The following is an 18,586-nucleotide window of genomic DNA, read 5'->3' as shown; positions in this document are numbered from 1 at the left end:
TCTTATCTTTGCGCGCAAATTAATAAATATCTTATACCAAAATGAATACACAGACTACTTATCTTGCCTCGAAACCGCATTATGAGATTCTTGACGGACTGCGCGGCGTGGCGGCTGTCATGGTTATTATCTTCCATCTTTTTGAAGCACATGCAGGCGGCAGTCATCTTACTCAAATTATCAATCATGGCTATCTGGCAGTGGATTTCTTTTTCATGCTCTCCGGTTTTGTTATCGGTTATGCTTATGATGACCGTTGGAACCGGATGACCGTGGGCACTTTCTTCAAACGCCGTATCATTCGCCTGCATCCTATGGTGATTATGGGAAGCATTGTGGGCGCTGCCTTTTTCTATTTTCAAGAGTCGCCTTGTTTTCCACCTATCGAGAATACGTCTGTTGGAACCATGCTGCTGGTAATGTTACTAGGCTGTACTTTGCTTCCCCTTCCGCTGAAGTTCGACATTCGTGGCTGGACGGAAATGCATCCGTTGAATGGTCCGGCATGGTCGCTCTATTATGAATATATCGGTAATATTCTGTATGCGTTGTTTGTACGCAAGTTCAATAAGGTGGCCTTATCGGTGCTGGTATTTGTGGCAGGGTGTTTTACGGTGTACCGTTGTCTGACTGCTCCTGCTGGTGATATTGTGGGTGGTTGGGCCTTGAACTGGGAACAGCAGTATGTGGGCATGGTCCGGCTGATGTATCCGTTTTTCGGCGGATTGCTTCTGTCACGCCTCGGCTGGCTGATACGGCTTGAAAAGCGTGCTTTCTGGTGGTGTAGCCTGCTGATTGTGGTGGTTCTTTCCATTCCCCGTATCGGAGGTGAGGACGGCTACTGGATGAACGGGCTTTACGAGGCTTTCTGTATTATCTGCATCTTCCCGGTCATTGTTTCAATGGGAGCGGGCGGCAAGGTGACCGGTAAGCGCTCTACTGCCGTATGCAAGTTCCTGGGAGACATTTCCTATCCGATTTATATCACCCATTATCCACTGGTATATACTTATACGGCTTGGGTATGCAACAATAACGCTACAATGGCAGAAGGTATCCCTTATATGATACTTACTTTCGTGGGAGCCGTTGTCCTTGCTTATGCTTGTTTGAAACTCTATGATGAACCGGTGCGCAGGTGGCTTACAGACCGTTTCCTGAAAGGGAAAAAGAAATAATTCCTATAGATATGGATATAAAAAATCTCCCGTTGCATTATCTTGTGCAGCGGGAGATTTTCTTTAATGACCGGGCGTTATTTTACGTCAATGAATTTCTTGGCCTTTTCTTTTTCTGCTTCCGTAAATTTAGGCAATGTAATGTTCAACACGCCGTTTTCTACATGGGCACCAATCTTTTCCTTATCGACATCGTCCGGAAGAATCATGGTTTGCTGGAACTTGGTGTATGAGAATTCGCGGCGCAAGTAGCGGCCTTCCTTCTTTTCGTCCTTGTTGTTCTCTTCCTTACTTTCAGTTTTCTTTTCCATGCTGATGACCAGATTGTTTTCTTCATCGATGTGAACGTTGAAGTCTTCTTTTGTCATACCGGGAGCAGCCAATTCAACTTTGTACTCTTTTTCTGTTTCGAATACGTTGATGGCAGGGGCGGTGGCATTTGCTTTTACCATCCAATCATTGTCAAAGAAATCATTAAAAATACTCGGTAACCAATTTTGGTTTCTTCTTACAGGCATCATAGTTATAGTCTCCTATTGTTTAAGTTAAACATGCTATTTAGTTTTGAACTCCGGTTCTTTGTCTTCGGGTGTCTGCCTTTTGGGTTTTTCACCGTCCGTTTCTTGAACCGTCGTTCGCTAATAATATTGCAAACCTTATGCCAACCGGTTTTTACTGACTTTATTGACTATTTGTCATTGAAAAACTGACTTATTTGCCTATTTAATGCCATTTTGTTATCTTATTTATTTAATTTTGATAGTTTTTCAGACTAATTTAAAACGCATTCTCCAACGCTTGGCTTCTTCGTCCCAATCGTGGCTGATGATTTTAAAAGTTCCGATTTCTGATGTGTTTTCTACATGTACTCCAATGCAGAGACATTCGTCGTAATCGCCTACTTTCACGACACGTACCGTTTCCGAAGCATCATCGGGCAGGCGTTCCAAGTCGAAGCGTCCTTGAGCTTCCTCTTGCGTAATGAATGCTGTTGTGACGGGCAGATGTCGGGCGATTACCTCGTTTACGGCCTCTTCCAGCTTCTTTATTTCTTCTTCCGTGGGGCAGGCGGCAAGACGATAGTCCAGCTTGCTCTTCTTCCGTTCTATGTGTGCTGATATGGAGCGGCCGCAACCGAATAACCTTATCATGGTCTGGTTGATGATGTGCTCCGTTGTATGCATAGGAGGGTACTCCTGCTTGTTGTGGTCATTGAGATGAGGTTGTTGTTCCATGTATAATTTCAATAGTTGATATATATTTGATATTTTATTGTTTGAGGTTGGCTAGCACTTCTTCTTTCAAGATGCTGTATATATGTATATCTGTATATTCTCCAGAAGCCAGCAGTTCTCCGCAACGTTCTGTTCCCTCATGGATGAAACCGAGGCGAACCGGTATCGCGTTACTGGCTGCATTACCCACGGCACAGCGAATTTGTATCCGCTTTATCTTTTTTTCTTGTACGGCCCACAGACACAGCTTGCGGACACTTTCAGTAATGATGCCCCGGTGCTGGTATTCCGGCAGTAGCCAATAGCCGAGTTCTGTACGGTGGTTGTCGAAATCGGAGAAATGGAAACCTATCAGTCCGCAGATTTCATGCTGCTGGTTCCAAATACCGAATATAGGTTCATTTCGTTCGGCAGGAGCAGATAGTACCTGACGTAAAAAAGCTTCTTCATCAGCTGTTGTGCGCATATTATCCACAAATGGCAGCCATGTTCTTAAGTAATCTCGGTGTGTGTCGATGGCATAGTAGATGGCTGCGGCATCTTCCATTCTGATTTCCTGCAGATAAATGTCCGGAAGGATGGGGAAGGAGATGGGAGAGGGGAGGATATGTACGTCTCTTGATTGGGAAAGCTGTATCCTTTCCTTGATTTTTCCCCAGGCATGTGTATCGAACAGACAGCTTTCACGCATGGTGTGATACATCTCCTTGAACCGGGACATGGGGATAGTGAAGCTCAATAAGTCCGCTTCGAAGTATGGGCGGACGGAGGGGTCGAAGAATCCCAGGAAAGTGCGTTTCCCTTGTTTCCGGTTTTCAATGATGGTTTGAGTAATGACGGAGCAACAGCCGGAGCCGAATGGGGCTGCCACGGCATCCAATGCATTGTTGTCAAAAGAAGCCCATGTTGCCAGTCCGGATAGAATATCGGGTGTGGGCAGGAACAGCACGCCTTCCACCTCGTCAAAGGAAGGTATCTTGTCTATGCGGGCAAAATGCAGATAGGCTTTGTCAGTTCTGGGAATCTGTAGCTCATTGACAAAATCTACCACCATTTCGGGAGTCTTCTTGTATTTCTCTTTCAAGGAGACAAAACCCGGGACGCGCTCGGGCATTTCTGTAAATCCGGTATAGAACTTGCCTCCTCCGCAGGTGATTGTTTCGTTGCTGAGACTGACGGTTTTGCCGTCTCTGACTTGTTTCATGCATTTGAAGAGACAACCGGTTACTTTCTCTGTAGATGCCTCCATTCGGTCTGAATACCAAAAGGCGATGGGGAGTTCGGCATGTTGGCCGAAAGCTTCTTGATAATTGGCAATAAATGTGTGTATATCCATGATGCTCGGATGATATTTATGATATGGTCTTTCTTTGGATTTTCCGTAAAGGTAATTCAATATTTTGATTCTTTTGCTTGCAGTATGCCTTTTTATCACTCTGCTTTCGAGCTTTTAATGATAGTAGAATAGGTTTTTATGGTATTTTAATTACTTTTGCATGAGGATTCTCAAAAAGTATTGCCTTTAACTAATCGGAAAGCCGGATGAAAAATATAATCATATTCTTGTGTCTTTGCACCATCTGTATGTGCCGCCTTCATGCTGCAGACAGCAGCCGGGCGGATTCTTTGCTGCTGAAACTGGACCAGGCGATAAAGGAGCGTCCCATATATATGGAGCAGAAGGAGCTGAAACTGGCGGAATTGAAAAGACAGTTGCATCGGCAGATACCGGATGAAGAACGTTTTGCCATTCTTGGCACATTGCTGGATGAGTACCGTTCGTTCAATACGGATTCTGCATTGCACATGGCCGAGGAAAGGGAACAGATAGCCATACGTCTTGGAAACCGGGAATACATAGACAATGCCCGCATGAATAAAGCAGATGTTTTGGGAATGACCGGTATGTATAAGGAAGTTATGGATTTGATGCGGAATATCCATATAGACCGATTGTCGGTGGATATCCATCCATATTATTACCATATCTACCGTACGGTCTATGGCCTTATGGCCGATTATGCCGTGACGGCATATGAAAAGAAGCTTTATACGGAGCTTACGGACAAATATCGTGATTCGTTGCTGTTGGTCAATAAAGATAATCTTCTGATACATACCTTGATTCAGTCCGACCAGTATAATGTACGCAATGAATATGACAAGGCCATCCGTTTGCTGACGGATTATCTGGCGCTGCAGAAGGACTATGAACACGACGTTGCGATTTGTGCCTATACTTTATCAGAGTCTTACCGGCTGAAAGGGGACAAAGAGAAGGAAAAGGAATACCTGATTGTTTCTGCTATGGCGGATATGAAAACCGCTGTCCGTGAATATATCTCTTTACGCAAGCTCGCCGTACTGCTTTACCAGGAAGGAGACATCGAGCGTGCCTATTCTTATGTAAAGATATGTATGGAAGATGCAGCCGCCTGCAATGCCCGGTTGCGCAAGCTGGAGATTCTGGAAATCTTTCCCATCATTAATGATGCTTACCAGCAAAAGACGGAGAAGCAGCAGGAGCAGATGAAATGGGCACTGGTATCTATCAGCCTGCTTTCACTTTTTCTGTTACTTGCCATATTTTATGTATACAAGCAGATGAAGAAAGTGGCTGCCGCCCGTAGGGAAGTGATTGACACCAACAAACGGTTGAAGGAGCTGAATGATGAGCTTCACCTTTCCAATGCACAACTCAAGGAGGCCAACCACAGCATTGCCGAAAATTCCTATCTGAAGGAGGAGTATATCGGCCGTTATATGGACCAGTGCTCGGTCTATTTGGAAAAGATGGACAATTACCGCCGGTCGCTGGGAAAGATTGCCGCTACCGGAAATGTGGAGGAACTCTACAAGAACATCAAGTCTTCTAAATTCATAGAGGGGGAATTAAAGGAATTCTATACCAACTTTGATAATACCTTCCTGCAGCTGTTTCCTACTTTTGTAGAAGACTTCAATGCCCTGCTTGCCGATGATGAGCAAATATCCTTGAAAGCCGGCGAACGGATGAATACAGAGTTGCGCATCTTTGCATTGATACGTTTGGGCATTACTGACAGCGTGAAGATAGCCCAGTTCCTTCGGTATTCTGTTACCACCATTTATAACTATCGTACGAAGGTTCGCAACAAGGCTGCCGGTGACCGCGACTTGTTGGAACAGGAAGTGATGACAATTGGCAAGTCGAAGAACTGAGAATAGGGGTTTTGAAGCTTGGAAGTGTCTCTTTTACGCTTATATTTTCACTACTTTTTTAGTTGGGCAATAATTTTATATATTATTGGTATATAGTGGTTTAAGCCTTTTTGAATGATGTAAACCACTACTTTTTTACTCTTTCCTCCACTATTGGCTTCTCTTATCTGATACATTTGCATTGTTCCTCTTCGGAAAGAGTGACACATGTGATTTATGTTTTTATTATTAACTTTAAATTCTTATATTATGCAAAAGTACAAAATGCCAATCAGCAGGCTACGGATGATGGTTTGTCTGATAGGAATGTTACTTCCGATGTGCATGTTCGCACAGCAAATTACAGTACAAGGTGTAGTGAAAGACCAGACCGGTGAAACGGTTATTGGCGCCAGTGTAATGGAAAAAGGAACCACAAATGGGACAATAACCGGTATTGACGGTGATTTCTCTTTGAACATGTCTCCGAACGGTACTCTTGTCGTTTCATTTGTAGGCTATAAGACTCAAGAGGTGCAGGTGAAGGGACAGAAACAGCTTCAGGTAGTTTTGTCTGAAGATGCCGAAATGCTGGATGAAGTGGTGGTGATAGGGTATGGCACCATGAAGAAAAGCGACCTTACAGGAGCAGTGTCCTCCATCGGTAACAAGGATATCAAGGATTCCCCCGTATCCAATTTGGGACAAGCCATCCAGGGAAAAATCTCAGGTGTGCAGATTGTAGATGCCGGTAAACCGGGAGACAATGTATCCATCAAGATTCGTGGTTTGGGTTCTATCAACAACTGCGACCCGCTGGTCGTGATTGACGGAGTGCCTACCGACTTGGGCTTGTCTTCCTTAAATATGGCCGATGTGGAACGTTTGGATGTATTGAAGGATGCTTCGGCCACAGCCATCTACGGTTCCCGGGGAGCTAATGGAGTTGTGATGATTACCACCAAACGCGGTACGGAAGGAAAAGGAAAACTTGCTGTATCTGCCAATTACTCTTTCCAGAATGCTACGAACGTACCTTCTTTATTGAACGCGGCGCAGTATGCCGAGTTGAGTAATGACATGATGGTGAACAGTGGACGCAATCCTAATCCGGAATGGGCCAATCCTTCTGAATTGGGTGCAGGTACCGACTGGGTGGATGAATTGCTCCGTACGGGTGTGATGCAGAACTATACGGTAAGTTATTCCGGCGGTAACGAGAAATCCCATTATTATGTGTCCGGTGGTTTTCTGGATCAGTCCGGTATCGTGAAGAGTGTGAATTACCGTCGCTTCACATTCCAGTCCAACAGTGATGCGCAAGTCTTGAAATGGTTGAAGTTCTCCAATAACATTACGTTCAGTGCCGATACGAAGAAGTCGGGCAGCTATAATATAGGTGACGCGCTGAAAGCGCTCCCCATTTATCCGGTGAAGAATGAAGATGGCAGTTGGAGTGGTCCTGATGGTAACTCGGAATGGTATGGCAGCACGCGCAACCCCATTGGACCGACGGAACTGAACAAGAGTCAGACTGATGGATATAACTTCCTGGCCAACTTGACGGCAGAACTTACTTTTACCAAATGGCTTAAGTTTAAAAGTACTTTCGGCTACGATGCCAAATTCTGGTTCATAGACAACTTTACCCCCAAGTATAACTGGAAACCCACTCCCACAGAGGAGACTTCACGTTATAAGAGCGATAACAAGTCGTTCACTTATTTGTGGGACAACTATTTCCTATTCGACCATACTTTTGCAGAAAAACATCGTGTGGGATTGATGGCCGGTATGTCTGCCCAATGGAACACCAACGACTACCTGAATGCGCAGAAGAATGTGTTTATGTTCGACAATGTGCACGAAATGGATAATGGCGAGGAAATGTATGCCATCGGTGGAAACGAGACAGAGTGGGCATTGCTCTCTTACATGGCACGTGTCAACTACTCTTACGAAGACCGCTATTTGCTGACTGCAACCATTCGTCGTGACGGTTCCAGCCGTTTCGGTAAGAAACATCGCTGGGGTACTTTCCCTTCCGTATCTGTGGCATGGCGTGCCTCTCAGGAAAAGTGGTTTCCAAAAAACGACTATATCAATGACTTGAAAGTGCGTGCGGGATACGGTGTGACCGGTAGCCAGGCAAGTGTTGGAAACTACAGCTATCTGGCATCCTACAATACCAGTGTATATCCTTTCGGCATTTCGAGCGGCAATCAGACAGCGCTGGTTTCTTCTACTCTCGCCAACCCGTATATCCATTGGGAAGAGGTGGCACAAACCAACATCGGTTTTGATGCCTCACTGTTCAATTCACGCGTTATGTTCTCGTTCGATGCTTATCTGAAGGAGACGAGAGACATGCTGGTAAAGGCGTCTATCCCCATCACATCGGGATTTGAAGATACTACAACCACGTATACCAATGCCGGAAAAGTACGTAATCAAGGTATTGAAATGAGTCTGCATACCATCAATCTTACCGGTGAACTGGGATGGGAAACGAACCTGACCGCCACTTACAACAAGAATAAAATTAAGGATTTGAACAGCGACGTTCCTTATTACATTAACCAAATCAATAACTCCTATGTAACGATGCTGGCAAAGGACTATCCCATTAATGTCTTCTACGGCTATGTTACGGACGGAATCTTCCAGAACCAGTCTGAAGTGAATACACATGCCGTGCAGCCGGGAGCTGAGCCGGGTGATATCCGTTTCAGGGATTTGAACAACGATGGTGTCATCAATGATAGTGACCGTACCGTCATCGGTAACCCGAACCCAAGTTGGCTGTTCTCCATGAACAATAGCCTTTCCTATAAGGGTTTCGAACTTTCTGTTTTCTTACAAGGTATAGCCGGAAATAAGATATACAATGCCAACAATATCGACAATACCGGTATGGCAGCTGCCTATAACCAGACTACCGACGTACTGAAGCGTTGGCAAGGAGAGGGGACCAGCAATTCGATGCCGCGTGCCGTGTTCGGCGACCCCAATCAGAATACACGCGTGTCAGACCGCTTTGTGGAGAATGGTTCTTATCTGCGTTTGAAGAATATCACACTCTCATACACTTTCCCGAAGCAGTGGTTACAGAAAGCCCAGATTGAGAATGCACGCCTTTCCCTATCTTGTGAGAATGTGGCTACCATCACCGGATATTCCGGTTTCGACCCCGAAGTGGGTATTAACGGAATAGACCAGAACCGTTACCCCATTTCCCGTACGTTCAGCTTAGGATTAAACTTTAACTTTTAATGATTGACTCGGATATGAAAAAGATAACAAATTTACTATATATGCTGGCAGTATTGCTGCTGGCTTCCTGCAGCGACTTTCTGGACAAGTCTCCTAAAAATACGGTTGACCCGGAAACGACGGTGACCGATGATGTGGCCATTGCTCTGACCAATGCCTGCTATCGCACCCTTCAGTCTTCCAATATGTACAACCAGCGTATCTGGACACTGGATATTGTGGCGGGTAACAGTCTGGTGGGTGCCGGTGGCGGTACCGACGGCCTTGAAACGATACAAGCTTCTAACTTCATAACGCAGAGCGACAATGGCATGGCATTGTACATGTGGCGTTCTCCCTGGGTGGGGATAGGACAATGCAACATTGTGTTGAATAGTCTTCTGGAGGCTGAAGCCGTGTCGGAGAAAATCAAGAACCGCTGTCTGGGAGAGGCTTATTTTCTCCGTGCACATTATTACTATGTATTGGTACGTCTGTACGGTGGTGTTCCACTGCGTTTGGCTCCTTATAATCCGGGAGAACCGACAGACATTGCACGCGCTACAGTCGAAGAGACTTATGCCCAGATAATTTCCGATTGTAAGAATGCGGTTGACCTGCTTCCTGCCAAGTCTTCTTACGACGACGAGAACGTGGGACGTGCCTGCAAAGATGCAGCTTTGGCCATGTTGGCAGATATTTATCTGACGCTGGCTCCTAATCATACGGAATATTATCAAGAGGTGTCTGATTTGTGTGATGAGATAACAAATTTGGGGTATGACCTTTCTTCCTGCAAGTATGAGGACAATTTCGATGCATTGGTCAATAACGGGCCGGAATCTTTGTTCGAGGTCCAGTATTCGGGCAATACGGAATATGATTTTTGGGGAAACAATCCGCAGTCTTCCTGGCTTTCTACTTTCATGGGTCCCCGTAATTCGGACTTTGTTGCCGGCAGTTATGGCTGGAACCAGCCTACAGAAGAATTTGTGGGTCAATATGAGAGCGGTGACAAACGTAAGGATTTGACCGTGCTTTATGCCGGATGTCCGGATTTTGACGGTAAGGCTTACAAAAGCTCTTATTCCAATACGGGATACAATGTACGCAAGTTCCTGGTGTCGAAAACGGTTTCTCCGGAATACAATACCAATCCTGCCAACTTCGTGATTTATCGTTATGCGGACGTCCTGCTGAAGAAGGCCGAAGCTTTGAATGAAATGGGACGCTCTGACCAGGCTGCCGTGCCTTTGAATATTGTACGTAAGCGTGCCGGACTGCCGGAGGTTTCGGGCTTGTCACAGGAAACCATGCGTGAAAAGATTATTCATGAGCGCCGCATGGAACTAGCTTTCGAAGGGCATCGCTGGTTCGACATGATTCGTGTCAACAATGGAGAGTATGCCATTAAATTCCTGCAGTCCATTGGAAAGAGCAACGTGAACAAGAACCGCTTGCTGTTCCCTATTCCGCAGACGGAGATGGATGCTAATACCTTAATGGTGCAGAACCCGGGTTATTAATTAATTTAATCAGAAGAATATGAAGAAATATATTTCACACCTTGTATTTGCCTTACTGGGCTGTGCAGCCTTATCTGCTTGTGTAGATGATGATTACATGGAATTGGATAAAGGACAGAATGAACTTGTACTGACGGCCAGCAAGACGGAAGTTGTTTTGAATGAGCAGGCACATGCCGATGATGCCCTGGAGCTTTCCTGGACTACGGGAACCAATTATGGGACGGGTAATAAAATTTCTTATACGCTGGAATTGGCCAAGACCGGCAGTGATTTTGCAGATTCTTATGTAGCTGTGGAGAATGCCGTACAAGAATACTCATGGAAAAAGAGCGTAGAGGAATTGAATGACATCCTGCGCAACCATTTTGGGGCAACTGCCGGGGAGAACATTTCGTTGGAAGCGCGCTTGACAGCTACTGTAACGGAACGGGACGAAAAACAGGTGTCTACCACTGCTTTCAGTGTTACAGCCTATAAACCGCTCACATCCACCCTTTATCTGATAGGTAGTGCCACTCCGGGCGGCTGGAGTGCCGATGATGCGACAGAGATGACCCGCAAGGACAATGGTATCTTTACATGGACGGGCCGGCTTGTGGCCGGTGAATTTAAGTTCATCACGACCTTAGGCTCATTCCTGCCCTCTTACAACAAAGGAACAGATGGATTGCTGGTTCTTCGTAGCAGTGATGACCAGCCGGATGAACCTTTTGTTGTCGAAGAAGACCATAATTACATCGTCGAGGCCAATCTGTTTACCGGTGTTCTTACATTGACCCAGACAGAGACGTTGGCACCTGCCTACGACCAGCTTTATTTTGTGGGTAACGCTACGGATTGGGGATTCGTGAAGATGAAACAAGATGTGCTCGACCCATACTTGTTCCGCTTCGGCAAGTTCTTTGAAGTGGGCAAAGGAGGGGAATTCAAGTTCGGAACCTCCGATGGAAGTTGGGAGAACATGTATAAGGCCAAGAATGCCGATGCTGCTTATACCGATACAGAAGTGGTGTTTGTGAAAGGGTTCGACCCGGACAATAAATGGGTGCTGAAAGACGGGGAATGCGGCAAGGCCTACAAGATTTGCATGGATATCCGTAGTGGTAAGGAACGCATGATGATGAGCGAATTTACTCCGTATGAGATGATTTATATGGTAGGTGATGCTACTCCGGCCGGTTGGACGATTGGTGATGCTACGCCGATGCAGACAACGGATAATCCGTATGTGTTTACTTGGAAAGGTACGCTGAATGCCGGTGAGTTGAAATTTACTTGTGATAAGCAGGAAGATTGGAATGGAGCCTGGTTCATGCCGGCTGTAGCAGACAAACAGCCTGCAGGAGAAACAGAACCGATGCTTTTCCTTGATAAATCAGACGAAGCGTTCAAAGCGCAATATCTGGACGTGATGGTAGGCGGCATCGACCAGAAGTGGAAGATTACGACAGCAGGTTCCTATCTGATTACTTTGAATCAGCTGGAAGAGACAATTTCAATCGTGAAACAATAGGTATCTACAATAGATGAAGAAGATAGTTTATACAACACTGGTAGCCTTGCTGCTGGTTGCATGCAGCAAGGATGATACCGGCAGCGGTACCGGTGGAGGCGGAGAGAGTGGAGGGGTTACGGAAGTAACCCCAGTCACCTCGGACTTGACGGTCAACCTCACTACCGACAAGGCATGTTACCGGCCGGGCGAGAGTGTTTCTTTTACAGCTGACGCCCTTCCTGCCGGAGCTAAAATCCGCTACCGGACAATGGACAAGGTTGTATCGGAGCAGGCTGCTGCCGGTACTACTTGGACTTGGACTGCTCCGGCAACCGATTATACCGGTTATCTGGTGGATGTGTACCGTACGAAAGAGAATGGAACAGAGGTTATTCTTGGTACTATTGCCGTAGATGTATCCAGTGACTGGACACGTTTTCCACGTTATGGTTTCGTTGCCACTTTTGATGCTTCGAAAAAGGTGGATGGAGTGATAGAGAAGGAGATGGCTTTCCTGAACCGTTGCCACATTAACGGGGTACAGTTTCAGGATTGGCACAACAAGCATCATTGGCCGTTGGGCGGTACGCGTGAGCATCTGGACGAGGTCTATAAGGACATTGCCAACCGGGAGGTCTATACCGAGGTAGTGAAGAAGTATATCTCTACACAACACAGCCTGGGCATGAAGTCCATGTTCTACAATCTATGTTTCGGAGCTTTGGACGATGCCGTTTCCGACGGGGTAAAGGAAGAATGGTACATATTCAAGAACACGGGACGCATGGATAAGGATTCGCATGACTTGCCCTCCAGTTGGAAAAGTAATATCTTCCTGCTCAATCCCGCCAATACGGAATGGCAGGCATATATTGCCCAGAGAAACGATGATGTTTATGCCAATCTGGACTTTGACGGTTATCAGATAGACCAACTGGGAAACCGGGGTGACCGCTATGACTATGATGGCAATAAGGTAAATCTGCCTAAGGGATATGCCTCGTTCATCGAAGCCATGAAACAGAAGCATCCGGACAAGCGTTTGGTGATGAATGCCGTCTCCAGCTATGGAGCTTCCCAGATAGCTGGTACGGGTAAAGTGGATTTCCTTTATAATGAAGTATGGGGCGATGAGGCAGGCTTCAAGGATCTGCACACCATTATCAAAGCGAACGACCAGTATGGCAACCATGCCTTGAAAACGGTGTTTGCCGCATATATGAACTATGACAAGGCAGGTAGCAGTACCGGTGAGTTCAATACACCGGGTGTGCTGCTGACGGATGCTGTGATATTTGCTTTGGGAGGCTCTCATTTGGAATTGGGTGACCACATGCTATGCCGCGAGTACTTTCCAAGCACGGCTTTGCAGATGAACGATGTACTGAAAATAGCCATGATTCGTTATTATGACTTTATGACGGCTTATCAGAACCTGCTTCGTGATAAAGATACGGAGGCGGAGATTTCCGTTTCTCTGAACTGTACGGATGCTGCGCGGAATCTTTCTCTGAATGCATGGCCGCCGCAGAAGTCTGCCATCACTGTATATGCCAAGAATGTAAATGGCAGGCAAGTCATTCATCTGCTCAACTTCCTCAATGCGGATAACTTAAGCTGGAGGGATCTGAACGGAACAATGCCCGAACCGCGTCTGGTGTCCGACGTGCCGTTGAAGATGAATGTTTCCGGTAAAGTGAACAAGATATGGGTTGCATCGCCCGATTTCCATGCCGGTGCTTCGCAGGAACTGGCATTCGAACAGAAGGACGGCACGGTTACCTTTACCTTGCCCTTGCTGAAGTACTGGAGCATGCTTGTGATGGAATAAGAATATCCAATAAAGGAACAAACAAATTATAGTAATGAAGAAATATATATTTTTATTTTTTGCCGTCTGTGCATTTTCAGTATATGCGAATGCACAGAACCGCACCGGAGACTGCACTTCCTATACCAGTGACGACCGGAGTGTGACCTTCTATTTAAATGACAGTTCTGCCATACAATTACGTCTGTGTAGTCAGTCTACGGTACGTATATGGTTTTCTCCCGACGGTAGTTTCCAGCGGAATAATCCTTCCTTTGCCGTCGTCAATGAGGACCTGGAGGATGTCGGTACCGTCCATGTGGACGAACAGAATGCCTGCTACGAGATTTTTACCCCTAAACTCCGTATCCGGGTAAACAAGTCTCCGTTTAACTTACAGATATTCGACAAGTATCAGAAACTGCTGTTCAGTGATTATGCCGATAAGGGGCATATCAGTAACGGGCAGCGCAAATTGGAATACAAGACCCTCCGTCGTGACGAACACTTCTTCGGCTTGGGAGAAAAGACCGGCAAGCTGGACCGTCGCGGCGAAGCCTACAAGATGTGGAACAGTGACAAGCCTTGTTATAGTACCGTTGAGGACCCGCTCTACAAGAGTATTCCGTTCTTTATGAGCAGTTATCGTTATGGTATTTTCCTGGACAATACGTATAAGACCGAATTTAAGTTTGGTACGGAAAGCCGCGATTACTACAGTTTCGAGGCTCCTGGGGGAGAGATGATTTATTATTTCATCTTCGGGAAGGATTATAAGGAAATCATGAAACAATATGTCGACCTGACGGGAAAACCCATAATGCCTCCTAAATGGGCATTGGGCTTTGCACAATGCCGGGGACTGCTGACGAGCGAGAAATTGTCTTATGAAATAGCTGAAGGCTATCGTAAGCGCGGAATTCCTTGTGATGTTATTTACCAGGACATAGGCTGGACACAGTATTTGCAGGATTTTGAGTGGCGGAAAGGGAACTACGAGAATCCGAAAAAGATGCTTGCAGACCTCAAGGATATGGGCTTCAAGGTGGTGGTTTCGCAAGATCCGGTCATTTCACAAGCCAATAAGCGGCAATGGGAGGAAGCCGATAGGTTAGGGTATCTGGTAAAGGACTCCACCAACGGCAGGAGTTATGACATGCCCTGGCCCTGGGGTGGTAATTGTGGCGTAGTGGACTTCACCCTTCCTGCTGTGGCAGACTGGTGGGGAGCTTATCAGCAGAAGCCCATTGATGATGGTATTGTCGGTTTCTGGACTGATATGGGTGAACCTGCCTGGAGCAATGAGGAGCAGACGGAACGCCTGGTGATGAAACACCATTTGGGCATGCATGATGAGATTCACAATGTTTATGGCCTTACGTGGGATAAGGTGGTGAAGGAGCAGTTTGAGAAAAGGAATCCTGACCGTCGCGTATTCCAGATGACACGTGCCGCTTTTGCGGGCTTGCAACGCTATACTTTCGGCTGGACCGGTGACTGTGGAAACGGTGATGACGTGACGCAGGGTTGGGGACAGATGGCCAATCAGATTCCGGTACTGTTGTCTGCCGGTTTGGGAATTATTCCTTTTACTACTTGTGACATTACCGGTTATTGCGGAGATATAGAGGATTATCCTGCGATGGCTGAACTTTATACGCGGTGGATACAGATGGGCGCTTTCAATCCCCTGAGCCGCATTCATCATGAGGGCAACGTGGCTGTGGAGCCGTGGCTGTTCGGCGAAGAGGCCGAGAAGAATGCCAAGGCAGCCATCGAATTGAAGTATCGTCTTTTGCCTTATATCTATACGTATGCCCGCGAAGCACACGAAACGGGGTTGCCTCTCATGCGACCGATGTTTCTGGAATATCCGGCAGATATGGAAACGTTCTCTACGGATGCCCAGTTCATGTTTGGCAGCGAACTGCTGGTTGCTCCGGTGGTAAAGAAAGGAGCGCGAAACAAGAATGTGTATCTTCCTGAAGGAACTTGGATTGACTACAACAACAAACACACAGCATATAGCGGTGAGCAATGGATGACGGTGGATGCTCCCCTCAATACTATTCCTATGTTTGTAAAGCAGGGAAGTATCATACCTCAAATGCCGGTCATGAACTATACGGATGAGAAACCGGTCTATCCGGTTACGTTTGAGATATTTCCTGCTGCAGCGGGCAGTGAAACTACCTTCTCGCTTTATGAAGATGCAGGAACTGATTTAGGATATTTGCGTGGAGAGTTCATGCGCACTCCTATTACTTGCCAGACTACCGACACAGGCTATACGCTGAAAGTAGGTACACGGACCGGTGAGAAATATAGCTTACCCGGCCAACGAAACCTGATGTTCTGCATCTATACGGAACAGATGCCGAAAACAGCTTTGCTGGACGGTCAGAAAATCAAGAAAACGAATGTCGGAAAGCTGGAAGAAAATTGGGAGACAGAGTTTACGATAACTGCCTGGTGTCCCGACAAGAAGCAGGGGACCTGCCTGCTGAGGTTGCCGGATGATGGAAAGGAACATATCATTGAGTTTGTCTATTAACACAAAAAACATATCATTATTATGAAGAAATTTGTACTTAGCGCAGCTTTGCTTTTTTCTGCCCTGGCGGGGAATGCTGAAGGCATTTCATCCCCTTCGGGCATGGTGAAGCTGGATTTTGAACTGACAAAAGACGGGAGACCAGCCTATCAGGTAGATTATAAAGGGACTCCCGTCATCAATCCCAGTACGTTGGGATTGGAACTGAAAGGAGCTACCAGCCTGATGGATGGTTTCAAAGTAGTAAAGACTTCTACTTCCACTTTCGATGAAACCTGGCAACCGGTGTGGGGGGAAACAAAAGATATCCGCAACCACTACAACGAATTGCTGGTAGAACTTGAACAACCGTCTACCACTCGTTTTATGAATATCCGTTTTCGGGTATATGATGACGGCGTGGGATTCCGTTATGAGTTTCCGCAACAGAAGAATCTGGTTTATTTTGTGATAAAGGAAGAGCATTCCCGGTTTGCCATGACCGGCGACCATACTGCCTGGTGGATTCCGGGAGATTATGATACCCAGGAATATGATTACACGGAGTCCAAACTCTCTGAAATCCGTGGACTGCTGCAGGGAGCTGTGAGTGACAATGCGTCACAAACTGTCTTTTCGCCGACGGGTGTCCAGACTTCCATACAGCTTAAAACAGCTGATGGAGTGTACCTTAACCTGCACGAGGCAGCCTTGGTAGACTACTCTTGCATGCATCTCAACCTGGATGACAAGAACCTCGTTTTTGAATCCTGGCTGACTCCGGATGCCCAAGGAAATAAAGGGTATATGCAGTCTCCCTGCCATACTCCCTGGCGTACGGTCATGGTCAGTGATGATGCCCGCGAGATACTGGCCTCCAATTTGATTCTCAATCTGAATGAGCCTTGCAAGTATGATGATACCTCCTGGATTAAGCCGGTGAAATATGTCGGCGTATGGTGGGAAATGATTGCAGGGGGAAAGCCCTGGGCATATACTTTTGACCTCCCTTCTGTGAAACTGGATGATACGGACTATTCCAAGGTGAAACCGAACGGCATTCATCCGGCCAACACGGCTAATGTGAAGAAGTACATAGACTTTGCTGCCGAACACGGTTTTGACCAGGTATTGGTGGAGGGTTGGAATACGGGTTGGGAAGACTGGTTCGGTAATTCCAAGGATTATGTTTTCGATTTCGTGACTCCTTATCCCGATTTTGACATCAAGTATCTGAATGAATATGCCCATTCCAAGGGCGTCCGTCTGATGATGCACCATGAAACATCGGCTTCCGTCCGTAACTATGAGCGGCACATGGAAGCTGCCTACCGTCTGATGAATAAATATGGATATAATTCGGTAAAGAGTGGCTACGTAGGCAATATGATTCCCCGTGGCGAGCATCACTATGGACAATGGATGAACAACCATTACCTATACGCCGTGACCGAAGCTGCCAAACACAAGATAATGGTCAATGCCCATGAAGCGGTACGTCCAACCGGTTTATGCCGTACCTATCCCAATCTGATAGGCAATGAATCTGCCCGAGGCACGGAGTACGAGGCTTTTGCCGGTAACAAGCCCTTCCACACAACGGTACTTCCGTTTACCCGTTTGCAGGGTGGTCCGATGGACTATACGCCCGGTATCTTTGAAATGGACATCAATAAGTTGAATCCGAACAGCCATACGCATGTCAATACTACCTTGACGCGTCAGCTGGCACTTTATGTCACTATGTACAGCCCTCTACAAATGGCTGCCGACCTTCCTGAGAATTATGAGCGTTTCATGGACGCTTTCCAGTTCATCAAAGATGTGGCTGTGGATTGGGACGACAGCCGCTATCTGGAAGCTGAGCCGGGACGTTACATCACTGTTGCCCGTAAGGCAAAAGGTACGAATGACTGGTTTATCGGTTGCACCAGCAGTGAGCACGGACATGCTTCAACTCTGAAACTGGACTTCCTGGATGCAGACAAGCAGTATATTGCAACCGTCTATGCCGATGCAAAAGATGCCGATTATAAAACAAATCCGCAAGCTTATGTTATCCGTAAAGGTATCGTTTCTCCCAAAACGGTCTTGAAACTGAAAGCTGCCTCCGGTGGTGGCTATGCCATCAGCATCATGGAGGTGAAAGATAAATCTGTATTGAAGGGACTGAAGAGGCTTTCCGGGAATATCTGATTTACGGGCATAAAAAAAGGAGTACCGCTGTACTCCAACCTTTGTTAACCTTAAATCTAATACTATGAAAAACACATTTCAAAGATACGGACTTCTGATAAATCTGCAAATTATCCAACTAAAAAAGTATGTTTTATAACACTTATTAGCTGTTTATTCCTTTGCTTCTATTTTTGTT

The 18,586-nt window shown here is 46.3% G+C and carries 11 protein-coding genes; 8 read left to right on the top strand and 3 right to left on the bottom strand.

Annotated elements, in window-relative coordinates; translation table 11 throughout:
- The first annotated feature begins 41 nt into the window (after nucleotides 1–41).
- Entirely contained in the window at nucleotides 42–1,178 is a 1,137-nt protein-coding gene (locus EYA81_RS00730) for an acyltransferase (protein ID WP_131225266.1), read from the top strand.
- 77 nt (nucleotides 1,179–1,255) lie between these two features.
- Here the strand turns inward: EYA81_RS00730 and EYA81_RS00725 are convergent, their stop codons facing one another.
- The 3 genes from EYA81_RS00725 to EYA81_RS00715 form a co-directional block, all read right to left on the bottom strand.
- Nucleotides 1,256–1,699, bottom strand: a complete 444-nt coding sequence (locus EYA81_RS00725) for an Hsp20/alpha crystallin family protein (RefSeq protein ID WP_025832163.1) — start codon at nucleotides 1,697–1,699, stop codon at nucleotides 1,256–1,258.
- 246 nt (nucleotides 1,700–1,945) lie between these two features.
- Nucleotides 1,946–2,413 carry a hypothetical protein gene (locus EYA81_RS00720; RefSeq protein WP_117964534.1) on the bottom strand — a complete coding sequence of 156 codons (468 nt, stop codon included), beginning with the start codon at nucleotides 2,411–2,413 and terminating at the stop codon, nucleotides 1,946–1,948.
- Nucleotides 2,414–2,447: 34 nt separating this feature from the next.
- Nucleotides 2,448–3,749 (bottom strand): GNAT family N-acetyltransferase, encoded by a 1,302-nt coding sequence (locus EYA81_RS00715; protein WP_117964615.1) that lies wholly within the window; start codon nucleotides 3,747–3,749, stop codon nucleotides 2,448–2,450.
- Between the two features lie 206 nt (nucleotides 3,750–3,955).
- On the opposite strand from EYA81_RS00715, the gene EYA81_RS00710 reads away from it, so the two are divergent.
- The 7 genes from EYA81_RS00710 to EYA81_RS00680 all read left to right on the top strand — a co-directional run bounded on the left by EYA81_RS00710 (nucleotide 3,956) and on the right by EYA81_RS00680 (nucleotide 18,408).
- Nucleotides 3,956–5,614 carry a DUF6377 domain-containing protein gene (locus tag EYA81_RS00710; RefSeq protein WP_117749592.1) on the top strand — a complete coding sequence of 553 codons (1,659 nt, stop codon included), beginning with the start codon at nucleotides 3,956–3,958 and terminating at the stop codon, nucleotides 5,612–5,614.
- Nucleotides 5,615–5,863: 249 nt separating this feature from the next.
- Complete coding sequence (locus EYA81_RS00705; RefSeq protein ID WP_117689001.1) at nucleotides 5,864–8,866, top strand: TonB-dependent receptor; 3,003 nt, start codon at nucleotides 5,864–5,866, stop codon at nucleotides 8,864–8,866.
- A 14-nt stretch (nucleotides 8,867–8,880) separates the two neighbouring features.
- Entirely contained in the window at nucleotides 8,881–10,371 is a 1,491-nt protein-coding gene (locus tag EYA81_RS00700) for a RagB/SusD family nutrient uptake outer membrane protein (protein ID WP_165491346.1), read from the top strand.
- A gap of 19 nt (nucleotides 10,372–10,390) precedes the next feature.
- Nucleotides 10,391–11,887, top strand: a complete 1,497-nt coding sequence (locus tag EYA81_RS00695) for a SusF/SusE family outer membrane protein (protein ID WP_016273861.1) — start codon at nucleotides 10,391–10,393, stop codon at nucleotides 11,885–11,887.
- 13 nt (nucleotides 11,888–11,900) lie between these two features.
- The gene (locus tag EYA81_RS00690; RefSeq protein ID WP_005837232.1) at nucleotides 11,901–13,700 is read left to right on the top strand and encodes a glycoside hydrolase family 66 protein; all 1,800 of its coding nucleotides are present in this window, start codon (nucleotides 11,901–11,903) and stop codon (nucleotides 13,698–13,700) included.
- A 34-nt stretch (nucleotides 13,701–13,734) separates the two neighbouring features.
- Nucleotides 13,735–16,233: a glycoside hydrolase family 31 protein gene (locus tag EYA81_RS00685; RefSeq protein ID WP_131225265.1), complete on the top strand. Its 2,499-nt coding sequence runs from the start codon at nucleotides 13,735–13,737 to the stop codon at nucleotides 16,231–16,233.
- Between the two features lie 21 nt (nucleotides 16,234–16,254).
- Nucleotides 16,255–18,408 (top strand): glycoside hydrolase family 97 protein, encoded by a 2,154-nt coding sequence (locus EYA81_RS00680; RefSeq protein ID WP_131225264.1) that lies wholly within the window; start codon nucleotides 16,255–16,257, stop codon nucleotides 18,406–18,408.
- The last annotated feature ends 178 nt before the right edge of the window (nucleotides 18,409–18,586 follow it).

It is taken from the genome of Bacteroides sp. A1C1 (assembly GCF_004328515.1).
Classification (GTDB): Bacteria; Bacteroidota; Bacteroidia; order Bacteroidales; family Bacteroidaceae; genus Bacteroides; species Bacteroides uniformis.
The sequence above is the reverse complement of the archived record's forward strand: the minus strand, read 5'-3'. Positions and strand labels throughout refer to the sequence as shown.

Coding starts and splice junctions, on each gene's coding strand:
- EYA81_RS00695 (WP_016273861.1), top strand. CDS start 10,391: ATGAAGAAATATATTTCACACCTTGTATTTGCCTTACTGGGCTGTGCA.
- EYA81_RS00680 (WP_131225264.1), top strand. CDS start 16,255: ATGAAGAAATTTGTACTTAGCGCAGCTTTGCTTTTTTCTGCCCTGGCG.
- EYA81_RS00690 (WP_005837232.1), top strand. CDS start 11,901: ATGAAGAAGATAGTTTATACAACACTGGTAGCCTTGCTGCTGGTTGCA.
- EYA81_RS00720 (WP_117964534.1), bottom strand. CDS start 2,413: ATGGAACAACAACCTCATCTCAATGACCACAACAAGCAGGAGTACCCT.
- EYA81_RS00685 (WP_131225265.1), top strand. CDS start 13,735: ATGAAGAAATATATATTTTTATTTTTTGCCGTCTGTGCATTTTCAGTA.
- EYA81_RS00730 (WP_131225266.1), top strand. CDS start 42: ATGAATACACAGACTACTTATCTTGCCTCGAAACCGCATTATGAGATT.
- EYA81_RS00710 (WP_117749592.1), top strand. CDS start 3,956: ATGAAAAATATAATCATATTCTTGTGTCTTTGCACCATCTGTATGTGC.
- EYA81_RS00725 (WP_025832163.1), bottom strand. CDS start 1,699: ATGATGCCTGTAAGAAGAAACCAAAATTGGTTACCGAGTATTTTTAAT.
- EYA81_RS00700 (WP_165491346.1), top strand. CDS start 8,881: ATGAAAAAGATAACAAATTTACTATATATGCTGGCAGTATTGCTGCTG.
- EYA81_RS00705 (WP_117689001.1), top strand. CDS start 5,864: ATGCAAAAGTACAAAATGCCAATCAGCAGGCTACGGATGATGGTTTGT.
- EYA81_RS00715 (WP_117964615.1), bottom strand. CDS start 3,749: ATGGATATACACACATTTATTGCCAATTATCAAGAAGCTTTCGGCCAA.